Below are 18,593 nucleotides of genomic sequence, written 5' to 3'. Positions count from 1 at the left end.
CCTCGACTTACAACGGCTTGACGATGAACAGGCCGTCGTCGTGGCCTTCTTCGGAACCGCCGTAGACCTGCTCGGCCACGGTGCGGATCGAACTGCCGCGCGCGGCCAGGATCTGGTCCATGGCGCCGGCGAACCAGCCGGTGAACATGTAGTCGACCTTGCGCCCGACCTTGCCGTACACATAGACGAACGCCGAGTGTTCGAGCTTGACGCTGGCGGTGCCTTTGTCCAAGTCGATGTCCTGGATCTTGAACAGGCCCCAACCACGCTGCGACAGGCGCTTCATGTAGTGCTCGAACACCGCGACGCCTTCCAGGCCATGGCATTCGGCTTCTTTTTCACACCAGTGCCAGGCGGATTTGTAGCCGGCCTTGTAGAGAATCTCGGCGTAGGCGTCGGCGCCCAGCACTTCTTCGATGCCCATGTGGTTGTTGACGAAAAAGTGACGCGGCACGTAGAGCATCGGCAGGGCGTCGGAGGTCCAGACACCGGTTTCGCTGTCGACTTCGATAGGCAGTTGGGGGGCGATCTTGGCCATGAAAACTTGACTCCGGAAATTCGTGGTATTGCCTGCGGCGCAGAGGGCCGCAGGTAGAGGATTGGCGGTGCGGCGGCGTTTATTCGCCCCAGACGTCTTTCAAGACGTTGACCCAGTTTTCACCCATGATCTTGCGCACCACCCGCTCGGGATGGCCGCGCTTGAGCAGCGTTTCGGTGAGGTTCGGGAACTCGCCCACAGTTCGGATGCCCAGGGGGTTGATGATCTTGCCGAAGCTGGTCAGACGACGGGCGTAGCCCTTGTCATGGGTCAGCATTTCGAAGAAGTCCTGGCCGTGGCCCTGGGTGAAGTCGGTGCCGATGCCGATGGCGTCTTCACCGACGATGTTCATGGTGTATTCGATGGCTTCGGCGTAGTCGTCGATGGTCGAATCGATGCCCTTGGCCAGGAATGGCGCGAACATGGTCACGCCAACGAAACCTCCGTGGTCGGCAATGAACTTCAGTTCTTCATCGGACTTGTTGCGCGGGTGTTCTTTCAGGCCGGACGGCAGGCAGTGGGAATAGCACACTGGCTTCTTCGATTCGAGGATGACCTCTTCGGAGGTCTTGGAGCCGACGTGGGACAGGTCGCACATGATGCCGACGCGGTTCATCTCGGCGACGATTTCGCGACCGAAGCCCGACAGGCCGCCATCACGCTCGTAGCAGCCGGTGCCCACCAGGTTCTGGGTGTTGTAGCACATCTGCACCACACCGACGCCCAGTTGCTTGAAGATCTCGACGTAGCCGAGCTGGTCCTCGAAGGCATGGGCGTTCTGGAAGCCGAAGATGATGCCGGTCTTGCCCTGTTCCTTGGCGCGACGGATGTCGGCGGTGGTTTTCACCGGGATCACCAGGTCGCTGTTCTCGCGGATCAGTTTCTGGCTGGCCACGATGTTGTTGATGGTGGCCTGGAAACCTTCCCACACCGACACGGTGCAGTTGGCTGCGGTCAGGCCGCCCTTGCGCATGTCTTCGAACAGGTCGCGGTTCCACTTGGCAATGATCAGCCCGTCGATAACGATGCTGTCGGCGTGCAGTTCGGCTGGGCTCATCAGGCAGTCCCCTTTTGTCAGCGATTCATGCGCCGAATCGTGTGCCGGCGCTTTGGGGCCAGCATATGCCTGAGGGCCGTGGCGACCGGGTGCAAAAACGACAGGGGAATTGCCGAAAGCGTCAATCCACGACAAAGGGGTATGCCAGGCCCAGCCTGCCCGTCTGTTCTTTAGCCGACGCTTGCCCCAGAATCCGCCGCATCACTGGTTTTCACTGGACTCGAGCGGCAACACAATGAAATCAATCTTCCTGGCTTTGGCACTGATCAGCACCGTCGCACACGCAACCGAAGACACCGAACCAAACCCCTGCGATGAAGTTGAAAACGACGTCCAGACCCTGGCCTGCTCGGCCTACGGCAAAGCCGCCGCCGAACAACTACTCGCCGAAAACCTGCAAAGCCTCTTTGAGCGCCTGCAAACCCGCTACGCCAGCGACAAGGCCCAGCTCAACGACATCACCGCCAAGGTCAAGTCCGCCCAACAACTGTGGCAAAAACAGCGCGACGCCGACTGCGCCATCGCCGCTTTCCCGGCCAAACCCAGCAGCGAAGCCTACAAAATCGCCGAAAACGATTGCATGGCCCAGGTGAGCGACGATCGGTCGGAGTTTTTGGAGTCGATTGGGCAGGAGTGATGCTTCAGAAACCGTTTAGCGCGGTAAGCTGCTTGCATCATTGGTAAAGGGATTCACATGAAAACGTGCGGCATCGAAATCAAAGGCAGCGAAGCGATCATCGCCGTTGCCTCGCTGGATCAACAGGCGTTGAGCCACGTCCCTCTGAACACCAAGAAAATCGCCCTGGACGACGATGACGAAGCCGCCAACGTCAAGGCGTTCGCCGCGCAGGTGCGAGCGTTCGTGACTGATAATGGTATCGAACGCATCGCCATCAAGAAGCGCAGCAAGAAAGGCGAGTTCGCCGGCGGGCCGACGACGTTCAAGATCGAAGGGGTCTTCCAGTTGCTGGAAAGTTGCGAGGTGACGCTGCTGTCGCCGCAGACCATCAATGCGCAGAGCAAGAAACATGACTTCGTCCTGCCGGCGACGCTGAACAAGTATCAGCATGAGGCTTATAAGGCGGCGTGTTCGGCGTTGGTGAAGAAATAGAGCTTTTCCAACCGGACACCGTACCTGTGGCGAGGGAGCTTGCTCCCGCTCGGCGCTGTAGGAGCTGGCGAAGCCTGCGATCTTTTTGATTTTTCGCTTGAGACTCAAGTGTCTGGAGAAAGATCGCAGCCTCGTTGCACTCGACAGCTCCTACAGCACCCAGCGGGAGCAAGCTCCCTCGCCACAGGATGTATTTCAAATTCAATGTTGCTGGCGATACCCCTTCAACCACTCCGCAAACGCCTTGTCCTCCAGCGCATAACCACCCCGGTTGGACTTCCACACCAATTCCTTTTCACGCAGCGCATCAATGCAGGCTTGGATGGTCTGGGTACCGGGTACGACTTCGCTTCCCATGGTCCTCAGCGCCTTGCCCACCGCCTCCAGCGTTGAATCGGTGAAGGGCGCGAAGGGTTCGCTGTTCTGCGAGCGTTCGGCCATGACCTGCAGCACCGCGCGTTGTGGCACCGTCAGGGCGTTCCAGGCGCTCTCGAACTCGGTCCAAACGCCGGCGCGCAGCATTTCGGCGCTGCTGCGCAGCAATTCACCCAAATGGCTTGCCTCCCCCAGCTCCAGAGCAATTTCGCCGATGACGCTGCGCAACATCTCGGGACGGCGCCCCACCAGCTCAAAAGCCTGGTCGAGATCATCGGCATTGAACTGGTTGGTCTGGGCCAGGTGCGCGTTCAAATGAGCGGTATAGGCTTGGGTGAAGGCTTTGCCCAACAACGGAAACGGCGTGATGCTGGACCCGTAGAACGGTTGGTTGCGGCTCAGTACCAAGTGGGCGAGCTTGTCGCGATTGGAGCCGGTGAACACCAGCCGCAGTCCGCTGGTATCCCCCTCACGTCCCTGGTTGAGCTGGTCACGGGCAGCCTTGAGGCCGAACATCGCGTTGACCCCGGCCTCGGTGGTCAAGGCATGCTGGGCTTCGTCGATCACCAGCACCACGGTTTTATCCGCGGCACGGTGCAACAGCTCCAGCGCCTGGGTCAGCGTCGCCCCTTCGGGCAGTTGCGGCTGGCTGAAATCCCAGGACAACGTGCGCAAGAAGCTGAGTTTGTCGATGCCCATGGATTTGGCGAGCTTGCGGATGCCCTTTTCATAAGGCACCAGTGCCCCGGCGATGGCCGAGGCGATCAGGTCGGCAGGGTCCTTCTCCTTGTTTGCCCAAAGGTCGACGTAGACCGCGAGCCAACCTCGCGTCTCGCATTCGGGAATCAAGTCTTCGCGCAGGAACGTACTTTTTCCGGTACGCCTTGGCGCGGCCAGGAACAGGCCTGAGGTGTAATCCTGGATCCCGGCGCCAGCCAGCCCATCGACAATATTGCGGGCCAGATCGGGGCGCCGGAAGACAAAACCGGGATGCTTGGACATGGTTTTATACTCAATTATGGCGGCAGGTATAATTTATAGTCGCGAGTATAATTAAGTATAAAAGCCTGTCAAACCAGTTCTCGCCCATCCCCCTGCCGTCGCCGATCCTCCCGCGGGCAGCGCTCGAACCGGGCCCGATAGCTGCGAGTGAAATACGACGGTGATTCGAAACCACAGGCAATGCTCACTTCCAGCACGCTCATGTCGGTCTGGCGCAACAGTTGCTGGGCCTTTTCCAGGCGCAGGCGCAGGTAGAAGTTGCTCGGGGTGTCGTTCAGGTGCAGGCGGAACAGGCGTTCGAGCTGGCGACGGGTGACGTTGATCGCCTCGGCCAGCGCCAAGGTGCTCAGGGGCGGTTCGCTGTGGGTTTCCATCTCGCCGATGACGTGCACCAGCTTCTTGTTGCGAATGCCATAGCGGTTGGCGATTTCCATGCGTTGGTGATCTTTGCGCGGGCGGATGCGGCCGAGCACGAACTGCTCGCTGACCTGGATCGCCAGTTCCGAGCCGTGGGCCTGGCCGATCAGGTCCAGCATCAGGTCGATGGAGGCGGTGCCGCCCGCGCAGGTGATGCGACGACGATCGATTTCGAACAGTTCCTGGGTCACGCTGAGCTGTGGATAAGACTCCTTGAACGCCTCGATCGCTTCCCAGTGCAGGGTCACGCGGTGCCCTTCCAATAGTCCCGCCTGGGCCAACACCACGGAGCCGGTGTCGATCCCGCCCAAGGTCACGCCTTCGTTGTCCAGCCGATGCAGCCAGCGCTCCAGTGCCGGGGTGGCGAATTTCAGCGGTTCGAACCCGGCCACCACCCAGAGGGTCGCGCCTTTCTTCAAAGGCTCCAGTGCGGCATCGGCGTTGACCGACATGCCATTGCTCGCCAGCACCGCCCCGCCATCAGCGCTCAACACATGCCAGCGGTACAGCTCGCCGCGAAAACGATTGGCAACCCGCAACGGCTCGATGGCCGAAATGAAGCCGATAGCCGAAAAACCCGGCATCAGCAAGAAGTAGAAATCCTGGGACATGGAGCGCACTCGGTTGGCGGGTAGCGTGCGGACCTTGATACGCCAGTTGCAACGGCCGTTCAAGAGTCGCTGCAGTGCAAGAGCACGTCGCCGCTGTGCGTTTTGCCAGGCGCCGGGCTGCGTAACTTGGCATCACCGGTGCGCAGATGCCGGAACCCATAACAATAAGCTGCCGAGGAACCCGACATGAAACGACTGATCAGCTCTTGCGCTCTTGCACTTTGCGGTACCACTTTCCTCAATGGCGCCGCCATGGCCGCCGAGCCCGCCGCGTGCCAGAACGTGCGCCTGGGCGTGGTCAACTGGACCGACGTCATCGCCACCAGCGCCCTGACCCAAGTGATGCTCGACGGCCTCGGCTACAAGACCAAGCAAACCAGCGCCTCCCAGCAAATCATCTTCGCCGGCATCCGCGACCAGCGCCTGGACCTGTTCCTGGGCTACTGGAACCCGTTGATGACCCAGACCATCACCCCGTTCGTCGAAGCCAAGCAGGTCAAGGTGCTGGAGCAGCCCAGCCTCAAGGACGCCCGCGCCACCCTGGCCGTACCGACCTACCTGGCCGACAAGGGCCTGAAGACCTTTGCCGACATCGCCAAATTCGAAAAAGAATTGGGCGGCAAGATCTACGGCATCGAACCCGGCTCCGGCGCCAATACCCAGATCAAGGCGATGATCGCCAAGAACCAGTTCGGCCTGGGCAAATTCCAACTGGTGGAGTCCAGCGAAGCCGGCATGCTCGCCGCCGTGGACCGCGCCGTGCGGCGCAAGGAAGCCGTGGTGTTCTTCGGCTGGGCGCCGCACCCGATGAACGTCAACGTGCAAATGACCTACCTCACCGGCAGTGACGACGCCCTCGGCCCGAACGAAGGCATGGCTACCGTCTGGACAGTCACCGCGCCGGACTACGCCCAGCAATGCCCGAACGTCGGCCGCTTGCTGAGCAACCTGACCTTCACCGCCGAAGACGAGAGCCGGATGATGCAGCCGTTGCTCGATCACAAGGACCCGCTCGAATCGGCCCGGCAATGGCTCAAGGATCATCCGCAAGACAAGCAGCGTTGGCTCGAAGGCGTGACCACCTTCGACGGCAAGCCGGCGGCCGACAACCTGAAACTCACCAGTAACTGACCAAACGTTCTCCACCTGCGCAGCACCAACGGGCTGCGCGGTGACTCACCACGCCTGAAGGAATCCGCACCATGAACCACGACGTCATCATCACCTGCGCACTCACCGGTGCTGGCGACACGACCGCCAAGAGCCCTCACGTGCCGGTCACTCCGAAACAGATCGCCGCCGCTGCCGTCGAGGCCGCCAAGGCCGGCGCCACGGTGGTTCACTGCCACGTCCGCGACCCGCAGACCGGCAAGTTCAGCCGCGACGTGGCGCTGTACCGCGAAGTGATGGAGCGCATCCGTGAAGCGGACGTGGACATCATCGTCAACCTTACCGCCGGCATGGGCGGCGACCTGGAGATTGGTGCGGGCGAACGGCCAATGGAGTTCGGCCCCAACACCGACCTGGTGGGTCCGCTGACGCGCCTGGCCCACGTCGAGGAGCTGCTGCCGGAAATCTGCACCCTGGATTGCGGCACCCTGAACTTCGGCGACGGCGACACCATTTACGTCTCCACCCCGGCGCAACTGCGGGCCGGGGCCAAGCGCATCACCGAACTGGGGGTCAAGGCCGAGCTGGAAATCTTCGACACCGGTCACCTGTGGTTCGCCAAGCAACTGATCAAGGAAGGCCTGCTGGACAACCCGCTGTTCCAACTCTGCCTGGGCATCCCGTGGGGCGCGCCGGCCGACACCACCACCATGAAAGCCATGGTCGACAACCTGCCCGCCGACGCGGTGTGGGCAGGTTTCGGCATCGGCCGCATGCAAATGCCGATGGCCGCCCAGGCGGTCCTGTTGGGGGGCAACGTGCGCGTCGGCCTGGAAGACAACCTCTGGCTGGATAAAGGCGTACTCGCCACCAACGGCCAACTGGTGGAGCGCGCCGGCGAAATCCTCAGCCGCCTCGGCGCGCGCGTGCTCACGCCGGCTGAGGGGCGCAAGAAGATGGGCCTGACCCAGCGCGGCTGAGCCGACATCCACCTTCCCCTATTGGGGGGCTCAACCTGTGGGAGCAAGGCTTGCCCGCGATAACGGTATGTCAGTCGACATCCCCGTTGAATCTACTGCCGCCATCGCGGGCAAGCCTTGCTCCCACAGGAGATCACCGAACTATTTTTTCAGGAAATCACCATGAGCTTTATCACCGACATCAAGACCTTCGCCGCCCTGGGCAGCGGTGTGATCGGCAGCGGCTGGGTCAGCCGGGCCCTGGCCCATGGCCTGGACGTCGTCGCCTGGGACCCGGCGCCGGGCGCCGAAGCGGCGTTGCGCAAGCGCGTCGCCAATGCCTGGGGCGCCCTGGAGAAACAAGGCCTGGCGCCCGGCGCTTCGCAAGATCGGCTGCGCTTTGTCGCCACCATCGAAGAATGCGTGCGCGACGCCGACTTCATCCAGGAAAGCGCCCCCGAGCGACTGGAATTGAAACTCGAGCTGCACGCTCAGATCAGCGCCGCCGCCAAGCCAAACGCGCTGATCGGCTCCAGCACTTCGGGGTTGCTGCCAAGCGAGTTCTATGAGGGTTCCACCCACCCGGAACGCTGCGTGGTCGGGCACCCGTTCAACCCGGTCTACCTGTTGCCGCTGGTGGAAGTGGTCGGCGGCAAGCACACCGCGCCCGAAGCCGTACAGGCGGCGATGCAGGTGTATGAATCCCTCGGCATGCGGCCACTGCACGTGCGCAAGGAAGTGCCCGGTTTCATCGCCGACCGTTTGCTCGAAGCGCTCTGGCGCGAGGCCCTGCACCTGGTCAACGACGGCGTCGCCACCACCGGCGAAATCGACGATGCGATCCGCTTTGGCGCCGGCTTGCGCTGGTCATTCATGGGCACGTTCCTGACCTACACCTTGGCCGGCGGCGATGCCGGGATGCGCCACTTCATGGCCCAGTTCGGCCCGGCGCTGCAACTGCCGTGGACCTACCTGCCGGCGCCAGAGCTGACCGAGAAGCTGATCGACGATGTGGTGGACGGCACGAGCGCGCAATTGGGCAGCCACAGCATCTCGGCCCTGGAGCGCTATCGTGATGACTGCCTGCTGGCGGTGCTGGAGGCGGTGAAGGCCACCAAAGAAAAGCATGGGATGGCCTTCAGCGAATAACCGGCTGCAGGTCTGGCCCCATCGCGAGCAAGCTCGCTCCACATTGGCTCTGTGTCGTTCACAAGACCTGTGGGAGCGAGCTTGCTCGCGATAGCGCCGGCTCAATCACCACAACCATCGGAACCCACCCCATGCCCACCCTCACCACCTACCAAACCCGCATCCTCCCCGAATGGGTCGATTACAACGGCCACCTGCGCGATGCCTTCTACCTGCTGATCTTCAGCTACGCCACCGACGCGCTGATGGACCGACTCGGCCTGGACAGCCAGAACCGCGAAGCCAGCGGCCACTCGTTGTTCACCCTCGAATTGCACCTGAACTACCTGCACGAAGTGAAGCTCGACGCCCAAGTCGAGGTGCACACGCACATCATCGGCCACGACGCCAAACGCCTGCACCTCTATCACAGCCTGCATCTGGTCGGCGGTGATAAAGAACTGGCCGGCAATGAACAGATGCTGCTGCACGTCGACCTGGCCGGCCCACGCTCAGCACCCTTCGCGGAACCGACCCTGGACCGGCTCAAAACCCTGCTCGACCAGCAATCCGACCTGCCGCCCCCAGCGTACATCGGTCGGGTCATCGCCCTGCCTCCCGCCCGATAAGCCTTGCACTGGAGATCGCCATGAACACCGCCGCCGCTTTTGCCGACTTCCGCCGTTACCCCCTGATCTTCCCATTGACCGCCGCCACGCCGTTGGCCGATCGGGTGCAAGTGACGTGGGCGGACGGTCGGGTCAGCCCCTTTCATCACCAGTGGTTGCGGGACAACTGCCCTTGCCCACAATGCGTCTACAGCGTCACCCGCGAGCAGGTGCTGGAGATCGTCGACGTCCCTGAAGACATCGCCCCCGGCGCGACCCGCCTCGACGACGAAGGCTGTCTGTGCGTGGACTGGCAGGACGGTCACCAGAGCCGTTTCGACCCGGGCTGGTTGCGCGCCCACGCCTACGATGATCAGTCCCGCGCCGAGCGCCTGGCGAACAAGCCCCGGCGCCAACTGTGGCGACACGACCTGCAACTGCCCGTGTTCGATTACCCGGCACTGATGGACGATGCCGATGCGTTGTTGCAATGGTTGCTGGCAGTGCGCGACATCGGCCTGACCCAGGTGCGCGGCTTACCCACCGAACCCGGCTCGCTGAGACGGATTGCCCAGCGCATTTCCTTCATTCGCGAGAGCAACTTCGGCCTGCTGTTCAACGTGCAGTCCAAGGCCGATGCCGACAGCAACGCCTATACCGCCTTCAACCTGCCATTGCACAGTGATTTGCCGACCCGGGAATTGCAGCCGGGGCTGCAGTTTTTGCATTGTCTGGTGAATGACGCCGACGGTGGCGAGAGCATTTTTGTCGACGGTTTTGCCATTGCCCAAGCGCTGCGCGAGGAAGACCCCGAGGCCTTCGACGCGCTGTGCCGGATTCCGGTGGAATTTCGCAACAAGGACCGTCGCAGCGACTACCGCTGCCTGGCACCCATCATTGCGCTGGACGCCGTCGGGCAGGTTTCGGAGATCCGCATGGCGAACTTCCTGCGTGGGCCGTTCGACACCTCGGTCGAGCAGATGCCCAAGCTTTACCGCGCCTACCGCCGCTTCATCGGCCTGACCCGCGAGCCGCAATTTCGCCTGGTACAGCGTCTCGAACCCGGCCAGCTCTGGTGCTTCGACAACCGTCGCACCCTTCACGCCCGCAATGCCTTCGACCCGGCTTCCGGGGCGCGACATTTCCAGGGGTGCTATGTGGATCGGGATGAATTGTTGTCGCGGATCCTGGTGTTGCAACGCTAGACCGCGTCATCGTTCATCGCGAGCAAGCCCGCTTCCACAGGGGTTCTGTGCCGTTCACAAAATCTAATGTGGGAGCGAGCTTGCTCGCGATAGCGGTCTGTCCTGCCGCCCATCGCCCCCCTGATTCACAGGCAAAAAAATCCCCGATCAAGCCGTGACAGGATCGGGGCAGGTTGCGTTACTGGAGGAGCTGTCGCGCGAGGGTGACCAAACCATCGTGATTCAGCTTGGGGCCAGTGTGCACAGTCCAGATCCGCACAAGTTAGCCGAAAACGACGCCTCCATAGTCATTCATGACATCGCGACCATTTGCCCTTGCCGCCGCTTCGGGTGGCTACCAGAATCGAGACACGACCCCAATCCCTGAACAAGGAAAAGCGTCATGATGTACGCCAATTTGATCGACCAGGAAGACCTGCTGGGCCATCTCAAGGCCCTGGGGGTGAACATACCCAGTAACTCCACCGCCGAGCAGGCGTGCGAGTGCGCCGTACGTGGGCTGGACACGGTCCGAGCCAATGAATTGCGGCGGATGGTCAAGGAGATGTACACCAGCAGCGCCACCATCCTGCCGGCCGTGCGCCAGGCGATCGATAAGCAGCTGTTGCCGGCTCTGACGGATTACCAGCAAAACCATAGCGCCTGACAGAACCCAATTGCTCCCACAGGATCTGTGTCGTTCACAAAACCTGTGGGAGCGAGCCTGGTCGCGATGAAGGCGCTGCGGTCTCAGAGCCTCACACTGGCAAACGTCGACTCATTACGCGCCTGGCTCAGAGCCGACAGCGGGCCGGACAATGGCGACAGCACCAGGGCCTGCGGCAACGGCATCATCGCCACCTGTTGCGTGGTGTTGGAACCGACGCGCTCGTCGCGCGGCGGAATGCCGAAGTACTCGCGGTAGCACTTGGAGAAGTGCGGGGTGGAGACGAAGCCGCACACCGAGGCCACTTCGATGATCGACATCGGCGTCTGCTTGAGCAGTTGCCGCGCACGGATCAGCCGCAGCTTGAGGTAATAGCGCGATGGCGAGCAGTGCAGGTACTTCTGGAACAACCGCTCCAGCTGGCGCCGGGACACGGCGACATACACCGCCAGTTCGTCCAGGTCGATCGGCTCTTCGAGGTTGGCCTCCATCAACGCGACGATTTCCTGCAACTTCGGCTGATTGGTGCCGAGCATGTGCTTGAGCGGCACACGCTGGTGATCCTGCTCGTTGCGGATACGCTCGTAGACAAACATTTCCGAGATCGCTGCCGACAGCTCACGACCGTGATCGCGGCTGATCAGGTGCAGCATCATGTCCAGCGGCGCGGTGCCACCAGAGCTGGTGAAGCGGTTACGGTCAAGGCTGAACAAGCGGGTGCTCATCGACACCCGTGGGAAAGCTTCCTGCATCGCCGCCAGGCATTCCCAGTGCACGCTGCAATCGAAGCCGTCCAGCAGGCCGGCGCAGGCCAGGGCCCAACTGCCGGTACAAACTGCGCCGAGGCGACGGGATTGGCGGGCCTGGCTCTGCAGCCATGACACGTGTTCGCGTGTCACGGTGCGCTGGATGCCGATGCCGCCACAGACGATGACGGTGTCCATGGCCGGCGCCTTGTGCATGGAGGCGTCGGGGGTGATCTGCAAACCGTCGCTGGCCCAGACCTGGCCACCATCGACCGTGAGGGTGGTCCAGCGATACAGCTCGCGACCGGACAATTGGTTGGCCATGCGTAGCGGTTCTACCGCGGACGCCAGGGAAATCAGCGTGAAATTGTCCAGCAGCAAAAAGCCGATGGATTGAGGCGTACGGTTCTGGGGCCCGGCCCCGGAGTTGGACGGCGTCATCGCGGTATCTCCTCACACAAAGCGGGTGATGGCCTCAGGCGGAGGCTCTTTTTATTGGTTATTGCCCTCGTTCTCACGAAGGAGATGGGCTTTACAGCGATAGAGCAATTGCCATGCCTAAATTGAATGCGTGTTCAATAAATCCTGAAAACGACATCGAGACCTGTCTATATAAGGCGTGTATCAAGTACGGATCATGAGCGCTATCAATGGCGGTTGGCGCTGGTCACAGAGGGCTGTGAGCAGTTCGGTAGCACTTGTGGGAACTGGGCTGCGGGGCTTGCGCAACAGGTATCACCACAGGTGCGAATGACGGACGGTCGAGCACGGTTCAACGGTTGGCTCGACAACAGGGCTCTTGTCTGTTTGCGACGCGCTAAAAGGTGGCGCGTTTGCAGATTGGTGTTCATTTTGTGAGCGGTTTTTACATTCATCTGCATGGAAGGAGCTTGCTCCCGCTCGACCCTGTAGGAGCTGGCGAAGCCTGCGATCTTTTGATCTTTTGATCTTTTGATCTTTCGCTTGGGACTCAAGTGTCTGGGGAAAGATCGCAGCCTCGTTGCACTCGACAGCTCCTACACAGCTCCTCCACAGTTCCAACACAGTTCCAACACAGTTCCAACACAGTTCCAACACAGTTCCAACACAGCTCCGACACAGCTCCCTTACCTGGCCACAAGGTTCGGCATGAACGTTGGATCAGCACTCCACCGCACTGACCGCCAAGCCGCCGCGCGAGGTCTCTTTGTATTTGTCATGCATGTCGGCGCCGGTATCACGCATGGTGCGGATCACCCGGTCCAGGGAGATGAAATGCTGGCCGTCACCGCGCAGGGCCATTTGGGCGGCGTTGATGGCCTTGACCGCGGCGATCGCATTGCGCTCGATGCACGGCACCTGCACCAGGCCGCCCACTGGATCGCACGTCAGGCCAAGGTTGTGCTCCAGGCCGATTTCCGCCGCGTTGCACAGTTGCGCAGGCGTTGCCCCGAGGATCTCCGCCAGGCCGGCCGCCGCCATGGCGCAAGCCGACCCCACCTCGCCCTGGCAACCGACTTCGGCGCCGGAGATCGATGCGTTCTTTTTGCACAGGATCCCGACGGCCGCCGCACCTAGGAAATAATCCACGACGTTGGCGTCGGTGACCGCTTCGCTGAATTTCATGAAGTAATGCAACACCGCCGGAATGATCCCCGCCGCGCCATTGGTCGGCGCCGTGACCATGCGCCCACCGGCAGCGTTCTCCTCGTTGACCGCCAGCGCGAACAGGTTGACCCACTCCATGGCACTGAGGGTCGAGCCGATGACATTGGGCTTGTTCAGCTCTTGCAAGCTGCGATGCAACTTGGCCGCACGCCGACGCACATTCAAACCACCCGGCAAGATGCCTTCGTGCTTGAGGCCCTGCTCGACGCAGTCCTGCATGGCCCGCCAGAGCTTCATCAGGCCGCTGCGGATCTCGTCTTCCGAACGCCAGACCTTTTCGTTGGCCATCATCAACTCGGCCACCCGCAGGTTATGGCTGCGGCATAACTCGAGCAGCTCTTGGGCGCTGGAAAAATCGTAAGGCAGTTCAGTGCGGTCCAGGTCCACCACACCGCTGGTAGCCTGGGCCTGATCGACGACGAAACCACCGCCGACCGAGTAATAGGTGTCGCGGTGCAGCTCGCCGTTGGCGGCCTCAGCCACCAGCGTCATGGCGTTGGGATGAAACGGCAGGTTCTCGTCGATCAGGCGCATGTCCCGGGACCAGACGAAAGGCACCGGCAGGCGACCGTCCAGCAGCAGGGTCTGGGTCTGGCGCAGTCGCTCGATGCGCGCACCAATCTGCGACGGATCGATCGCGTCCGGCCACTCGCCCATCAAGCCCATGATCACCGCGTTATCGCTGCCATGGCCGATGCCAGTGGCCGAAAGCGAACCGTAGAGCTGAACTTCCACCCGCGTTACTTGTTCCAAAAGTCCTCGCTCACGCAAACCTTGCACGAACAACGCAGCGGCCCGCATCGGGCCCACGGTGTGTGAGCTGGATGGGCCGATACCGATTTTGAACAGGTCGAAAACGCTGATTGCCATTGCCGAAAACCTCCAGAACAGGCACATCCGGGCGCAGGAGCGTCCGGTGACGGAGCTGCTACGCTCAACGCCGGGATGGCCGCATCATCCGGTTTTTGCCTTGGGGTCCGACGTCTGACACCGACGCAATCATGCCCACCAACGCCGCCCCGTCCTGGCCTCGGTTTTACGCCGTTTTTCTGCGTATCAGAGGCCCGCCAGGGGCGGAAAAAATCTGTAAACGACGTCACCGACACTGGATGCGACCCTCCCTGTACTGGATACGACCCACCCTGTAGGCGTCAGATTTGCACTGGTACATGATCGGTTACGGCTCGTTTGCAAGGCCGCGTGTCAGAGAGTGCCCACGCGCCACCAACCGCAACATCCAATAAGCGCGGTTGTCCTGACCGGACACCGCCGATAAAACACCAGGAGTCCACCCATGAAAGGTTCCACATCGTTGTTGTTGGCCGCCATGCTGAGTCTTCCGATGCTGGCCAACGCTGCAGAACCCGAACAGTGCAGCACCGTCAACTTCTCCGACGTCGGCTGGACCGACATCACCGTGACCACCGCCACCACCAGCGTGGTGCTCGAAGCCCTCGGCTACAAGACCAAGACCACCATGATTTCCGTGCCGGTGACCTACAAGTCCCTGGCCGACGGCAAGAACATGGACGTGTTCCTCGGCAACTGGATGCCGACCATGGAAAACGACATCAAGGCCTACCGCGAAGCCGGCACCGTGGAAACCGTGCGCACCAACCTCAAGGGCGCCAAGTACACCCTTGCCGTGCCTCAGGCCTTGTATGACAAAGGCCTGCACGACTTCGCCGACATCCCCAAATTCAAGAAAGAGCTGGACGGCAAGATCTACGGGATCGAACCTGGCAACGACGGCAACCGCCTGATCCAGAGCATGATCGAAAAGAACGCCTTTGGCCTGAAGGACGCAGGCTTCAAAGTCGTCGAGTCGAGTGAAGCCGGCATGCTCTCGCAGGTCGACCGCGCCTCCAGGCGTGGCACCGATGTGGTCTTCCTCGGCTGGGCGCCACACCCGATGAACACCCGCTTCAAGATCCAGTACCTGACCGGCGGCGACGACTTCTTCGGCCCCGACTTCGGTGCCGCAACCGTGGCGACCAACACCCGCAAGGGCTACAGCCAGGAATGCAGCAACGTTGGCCAGTTGTTGAAAAACCTGGAGTTCACCGTCGACATGGAAAGCACGCTGATGGGCAACGTGCTCGACGACAAGATGAAGCCTGAAGCCGCCGCCAAGGCCTGGCTGAAGAAAAACCCACAGGTACTCGATACCTGGTTGGCTGGCGTGACCACCATTGACGGTAAACCTGGCCTGGAAGCCGTGAAAGCCAAGCTCGCGCAATAACTGCTTATGTTATGCCGGGCGAGTTCGCTCGCCCGGGCTGTTTATCCCTTGCATGCGGACGTTCGCTACCATGCTTATTGATCAGAAAATACCCTTGGGCCAGTACATCGCCGGCTTCGTCGAATGGCTGACGGAACACGGCGCCGACACCTTCGATGCCATCGCGCTGTTTCTGGAAACGATGATTCACGGCGTGACGTTTGCGCTGACCTGGTTCAATCCCCTGGCCCTGATCGGCCTCATCGCGCTATTGGCGCACTTCATCCAACGCAAATGGGGCCTGACCGTATTCGTCATTGCGTCCTTCCTGTTGATCCTCAACCTGGGTTACTGGCAAGAGACCATGGAAACCCTCGCCCAGGTGCTGTTCGCGACCCTGGTTTGCGTACTGATTGGCGTGCCGCTGGGCATTGTTGCCGCGCACAAGCCGATGTTCTACACCCTGATGCGGCCGGTGCTCGATCTGATGCAGACCGTACCGACCTTCGTCTACCTCATTCCTACCCTGACCCTCTTCGGGCTGGGTGTGGTCCCGGGCCTGATCTCCACGGTGGTGTTCGCGATTGCCGCGCCCATCCGGCTGACCTACCTGGGCATCCGCGACGTACCGGACGAACTGATGGACGCCGGCAAAGCCTTCGGCTGCTCCCGACGCCAGCTCCTGTCGCGCATTGAACTGCCCCATGCGATGCCGAGCATCGCGGCCGGTATCACCCAGTGCATCATGCTGTCGTTGTCGATGGTGGTGATCGCCGCGCTGGTGGGTGCCGATGGCCTGGGCAAACCGGTGGTCAACGCACTGAATACCGCCGATATCGCCCTGGGCTTCGAAGCCGGCCTGGCGATCGTGTTGCTGGCGATCATGCTCGACCGAATCTGCAAACAACCCGACGCCAAAGTAAGGGGTGACGCATGAGCACCATTCGTTTTGAAGACGTCGACGTGATCTTCGCCAAGGATCCACGCGAGGCCCTGAAGCTGCTCGACCAAGGCATGACCCGCAACGAAATCCTGAAGAAAACCGGGCAAATCGTCGGCGTGGAAAAAGCCAGCCTGGACATCGAGAAAGGCGAAATCTGCGTCTTGATGGGCCTGTCCGGCTCCGGCAAATCCAGCCTGCTGCGCTGCATCAACGGTCTGAACACCGTCAGCCGCGGCAAGCTGTTCGTCGAACACGACGGCCGGCAGATCGACATCGCCTCCTGTACCCCCGCCGAACTGAAGATGATGCGCACCAAGCGCATCGCCATGGTGTTCCAGAAGTTCGCCCTGATGCCCTGGCTCACGGTGCGCGAGAACATCAGCTTCGGTCTGGAAATGCAGGGCCGTCCAGAGAAAGAACGCCGCAAGCTGGTGGATGAGAAGCTGGAGCTGGTGGGCCTGACCCAGTGGCGCAACAAGAAGCCCGACGAATTGTCCGGCGGCATGCAGCAACGGGTCGGCCTGGCCCGCGCCCTGGCGATGGACGCCGACATCCTGCTGATGGACGAACCCTTCTCCGCCCTTGACCCGCTGATCCGCCAGGGCCTGCAGGACGAACTGCTGGAGCTGCAACGCAAGCTGAGCAAGACCATCGTGTTCGTCAGCCACGACCTCGACGAAGCCCTGAAGCTGGGCAGCCGTATCGCGATCATGAAAGACGGCCGGATCATCCAGTACAGCAAGCCGGAAGAAATCGTACTGAACCCGGCGGATGACTATGTGCGCACCTTCGTCGCCCACACCAACCCGCTCAACGTCCTGTGCGGTCGCAGCCTGATGCGCACCCTGGACAACTGCAAGCGCATCAACGGTTCAGTGTGCCTGGACCCGGGCGGCGATTCCTGGCTCGACCTGGCCGAAGGCAACACCATCAAGGGCGCCCGGCAGAACGGCGCGGCGCTGGACCTGCAAAACTGGGTACCGGGCCAAGCCGTCGAAGAGCTGGGCCGGCGTCCGACCCTGGTGGACTCCAACATCGGCATGCGCGACGCGTTGCAGATTCGCTACCAGACCGGCAACAAACTGGTGCTCCACGATAACCAACAAGTCGTCGGGATCCTGGGCGACAGCGAGCTGTACCACGCACTGCTCGGCAAAAACCTGGGCTAAGCCAACACCTGCAAAAACGCCGCGAGATGAACGCGGCGTTTTTGTTTGGTGGTTCTGAACTGCTGACTAGCTTGACCTTGAATGCAAATAACTGTGGCGAGGGGATTTATCCCCGCTGGGCTGCGCAGCAGCCCCAAAAGCTGCGAACTCATTCCGCCTGACACACCGAGACACCAAGCTCTGGGGCTGCTGCGCAGCCCAACGGGGATAAATCCCCTCGCCACAACAGTGTTCCAGCTCTCAAGCGCATTAGGCCTGCATGCCAACCGACGAGTGTTATAAAGACATCCCCAAAAGTCTTCGCCCCGGCAAACAGCGATGACTTGTCATAGAACTTATTTTTTGTTGATTGAACGTTCAATCAAAACAAAATAGACTGGCTTTCGTTCCGGCAGACGACATTCGTGCGCCGGATGGCCTAAGGAGATGTGCTAGATGCCCAAGGTCGGTATGCAACCCATCCGCCGCCAACAACTGATCGAAGCCACGTTGCAAGCGGTCGATCAAGTCGGCATGGGGGACGCCAGCATTGCGCTGATCGCCCGTTTGGCCGGTGTCTCCAACGGCATCATCAGTCACTACTTTCAGGACAAGAATGGCCTGATCGCGGCCACGGCCCAGTACCTGATGACTGTCCTGAGCGAGAACGTCACCGCGCGCCGCCAGGCACTGGAGGACGCAAGCCCCCGGGCTCACCTGAAGGTGATCATCGAAGGCAACTTCGACGCCAGCCAGGTCAACGGCCCGGCAATGAAAACCTGGCTGGCCTTCTGGGCCACCAGCATGCACCACCCGTCTTTGCACAGGTTGCAGCGGATCAACGATCACCGTCTGTATTCCAACCTGTGTTGCCAGTTCCGCCGCGTGTTGCCCGTTGATCAGGCACGCAGCGCGGCACGGGGCCTGGCCGCGCTGATTGACGGCTTGTGGCTGCGCGGAGCGCTGTCGGGAGACGCGTTCGATACCGCCCAGGCGCACCAGATCGCTTACGAATACATGGATTTCCAACTGGCCAAAGCAGGGGCGCCAGAGCACACAGAACCGCTCGACTCCTGAACCGCCGCCCAAGCGCGTAGTCAGCTATAAACGACACGCTCCGG

General features: G+C 61.3%; 18 protein-coding genes. 12 read left to right on the top strand and 6 right to left on the bottom strand.

Annotated features, from left to right (window positions below; translation table 11 throughout):
* Nucleotides 1-7: 7 nt before the first annotated feature.
* Both AC09SL_RS20765 and AC09SL_RS20760 read right to left on the bottom strand, forming a co-directional pair.
* A complete protein-coding gene (locus AC09SL_RS20765) occupies nucleotides 8-538 on the bottom strand; it encodes a DUF5943 domain-containing protein (protein ID WP_030139308.1) in 531 nt (176 codons plus the stop codon).
* Between the two features lie 79 nt (nucleotides 539-617).
* Nucleotides 618-1,595, bottom strand: a complete 978-nt coding sequence (locus AC09SL_RS20760; protein WP_030139307.1) for a dipeptidase — start codon at nucleotides 1,593-1,595, stop codon at nucleotides 618-620.
* 235 nt (nucleotides 1,596-1,830) lie between these two features.
* Here AC09SL_RS20760 and AC09SL_RS20755 point away from each other — a divergent pair, with 235 nt between their 5' ends.
* Nucleotides 1,831-2,232 (top strand): lysozyme inhibitor LprI family protein, encoded by a 402-nt coding sequence (locus AC09SL_RS20755; RefSeq protein ID WP_058545295.1) that lies wholly within the window; start codon nucleotides 1,831-1,833, stop codon nucleotides 2,230-2,232.
* 57 nt (nucleotides 2,233-2,289) lie between these two features.
* On the top strand, nucleotides 2,290-2,706 hold the full coding sequence (locus AC09SL_RS20750) for a DUF3010 family protein (RefSeq protein WP_058545296.1): 417 nt from the start codon (nucleotides 2,290-2,292) through the stop codon (nucleotides 2,704-2,706).
* 201 nt (nucleotides 2,707-2,907) lie between these two features.
* On the opposite strand, the gene AC09SL_RS20745 is transcribed toward AC09SL_RS20750, so the two are convergent.
* The gene (locus AC09SL_RS20745; protein WP_058545297.1) at nucleotides 2,908-4,083 is read right to left on the bottom strand and encodes an ATP-binding protein; all 1,176 of its coding nucleotides are present in this window, start codon (nucleotides 4,081-4,083) and stop codon (nucleotides 2,908-2,910) included.
* A 68-nt stretch (nucleotides 4,084-4,151) separates the two neighbouring features.
* Nucleotides 4,152-5,111, bottom strand: a complete 960-nt coding sequence (locus AC09SL_RS20740) for a GlxA family transcriptional regulator (RefSeq protein ID WP_058545298.1) — start codon at nucleotides 5,109-5,111, stop codon at nucleotides 4,152-4,154.
* Nucleotides 5,112-5,297: 186 nt separating this feature from the next.
* Between AC09SL_RS20740 and AC09SL_RS20735 the strand changes: the two genes are divergently transcribed.
* From AC09SL_RS20735 to AC09SL_RS20710, 6 genes are all read left to right on the top strand, one after another.
* The gene (locus tag AC09SL_RS20735; RefSeq protein WP_058545299.1) at nucleotides 5,298-6,242 is read left to right on the top strand and encodes a choline ABC transporter substrate-binding protein; all 945 of its coding nucleotides are present in this window, start codon (nucleotides 5,298-5,300) and stop codon (nucleotides 6,240-6,242) included.
* A 71-nt stretch (nucleotides 6,243-6,313) separates the two neighbouring features.
* Nucleotides 6,314-7,201 carry a 3-dehydrocarnitine:acetyl-CoA trimethylamine transferase CdhC gene (gene cdhC, locus AC09SL_RS20730; protein ID WP_014340599.1) on the top strand — a complete coding sequence of 296 codons (888 nt, stop codon included), beginning with the start codon at nucleotides 6,314-6,316 and terminating at the stop codon, nucleotides 7,199-7,201.
* A gap of 162 nt (nucleotides 7,202-7,363) precedes the next feature.
* On the top strand, nucleotides 7,364-8,329 hold the full coding sequence (locus AC09SL_RS20725) for an L-carnitine dehydrogenase (protein ID WP_058545461.1): 966 nt from the start codon (nucleotides 7,364-7,366) through the stop codon (nucleotides 8,327-8,329).
* 131 nt (nucleotides 8,330-8,460) lie between these two features.
* Complete coding sequence (locus tag AC09SL_RS20720) at nucleotides 8,461-8,937, top strand: thioesterase family protein (RefSeq protein ID WP_058545451.1); 477 nt, start codon at nucleotides 8,461-8,463, stop codon at nucleotides 8,935-8,937.
* Between the two features lie 20 nt (nucleotides 8,938-8,957).
* Nucleotides 8,958-10,121, top strand: coding sequence for a gamma-butyrobetaine dioxygenase (locus AC09SL_RS20715; protein ID WP_058545452.1), 1,164 nt, complete (start codon nucleotides 8,958-8,960; stop codon nucleotides 10,119-10,121).
* Between the two features lie 382 nt (nucleotides 10,122-10,503).
* Nucleotides 10,504-10,767 (top strand): hypothetical protein, encoded by a 264-nt coding sequence (locus AC09SL_RS20710; protein ID WP_058545453.1) that lies wholly within the window; start codon nucleotides 10,504-10,506, stop codon nucleotides 10,765-10,767.
* A gap of 83 nt (nucleotides 10,768-10,850) precedes the next feature.
* On the opposite strand, the gene gbdR is transcribed toward AC09SL_RS20710, so the two are convergent.
* Nucleotides 10,851-11,954 (bottom strand): choline metabolism transcriptional regulator GbdR, encoded by a 1,104-nt coding sequence (gene gbdR, locus AC09SL_RS20705; protein ID WP_058545454.1) that lies wholly within the window; start codon nucleotides 11,952-11,954, stop codon nucleotides 10,851-10,853.
* Between the two features lie 699 nt (nucleotides 11,955-12,653).
* Entirely contained in the window at nucleotides 12,654-14,030 is a 1,377-nt protein-coding gene (locus tag AC09SL_RS20700; protein WP_058545455.1) for an L-serine ammonia-lyase, read from the bottom strand.
* 424 nt (nucleotides 14,031-14,454) lie between these two features.
* On the opposite strand from AC09SL_RS20700, the gene AC09SL_RS20695 reads away from it, so the two are divergent.
* The 4 genes from AC09SL_RS20695 (at nucleotide 14,455) to betI (ending at nucleotide 18,549) form a co-directional block, all read left to right on the top strand.
* Nucleotides 14,455-15,402: a choline ABC transporter substrate-binding protein gene (locus AC09SL_RS20695; RefSeq protein ID WP_058545456.1), complete on the top strand. Its 948-nt coding sequence runs from the start codon at nucleotides 14,455-14,457 to the stop codon at nucleotides 15,400-15,402.
* A 70-nt stretch (nucleotides 15,403-15,472) separates the two neighbouring features.
* Entirely contained in the window at nucleotides 15,473-16,318 is an 846-nt protein-coding gene (gene choW / locus AC09SL_RS20690) for a choline ABC transporter permease subunit (RefSeq protein WP_058545457.1), read from the top strand.
* Nucleotides 16,315-17,493, top strand: coding sequence for a choline ABC transporter ATP-binding protein (gene choV, locus AC09SL_RS20685; RefSeq protein ID WP_058545458.1), 1,179 nt, complete (start codon nucleotides 16,315-16,317; stop codon nucleotides 17,491-17,493). The genes choW and choV overlap by 4 nt, the downstream gene beginning before the upstream one ends.
* 435 nt (nucleotides 17,494-17,928) lie before the next feature.
* A complete protein-coding gene (gene betI / locus AC09SL_RS20680; RefSeq protein WP_058545459.1) occupies nucleotides 17,929-18,549 on the top strand; it encodes a transcriptional regulator BetI in 621 nt (206 codons plus the stop codon).
* Nucleotides 18,550-18,593: the final 44 nt, after the last annotated feature.

It is taken from the genome of Pseudomonas sp. PF05, assembly GCF_056521845.1.
This window is presented reverse-complemented; position numbering and strand designations above follow the sequence as displayed.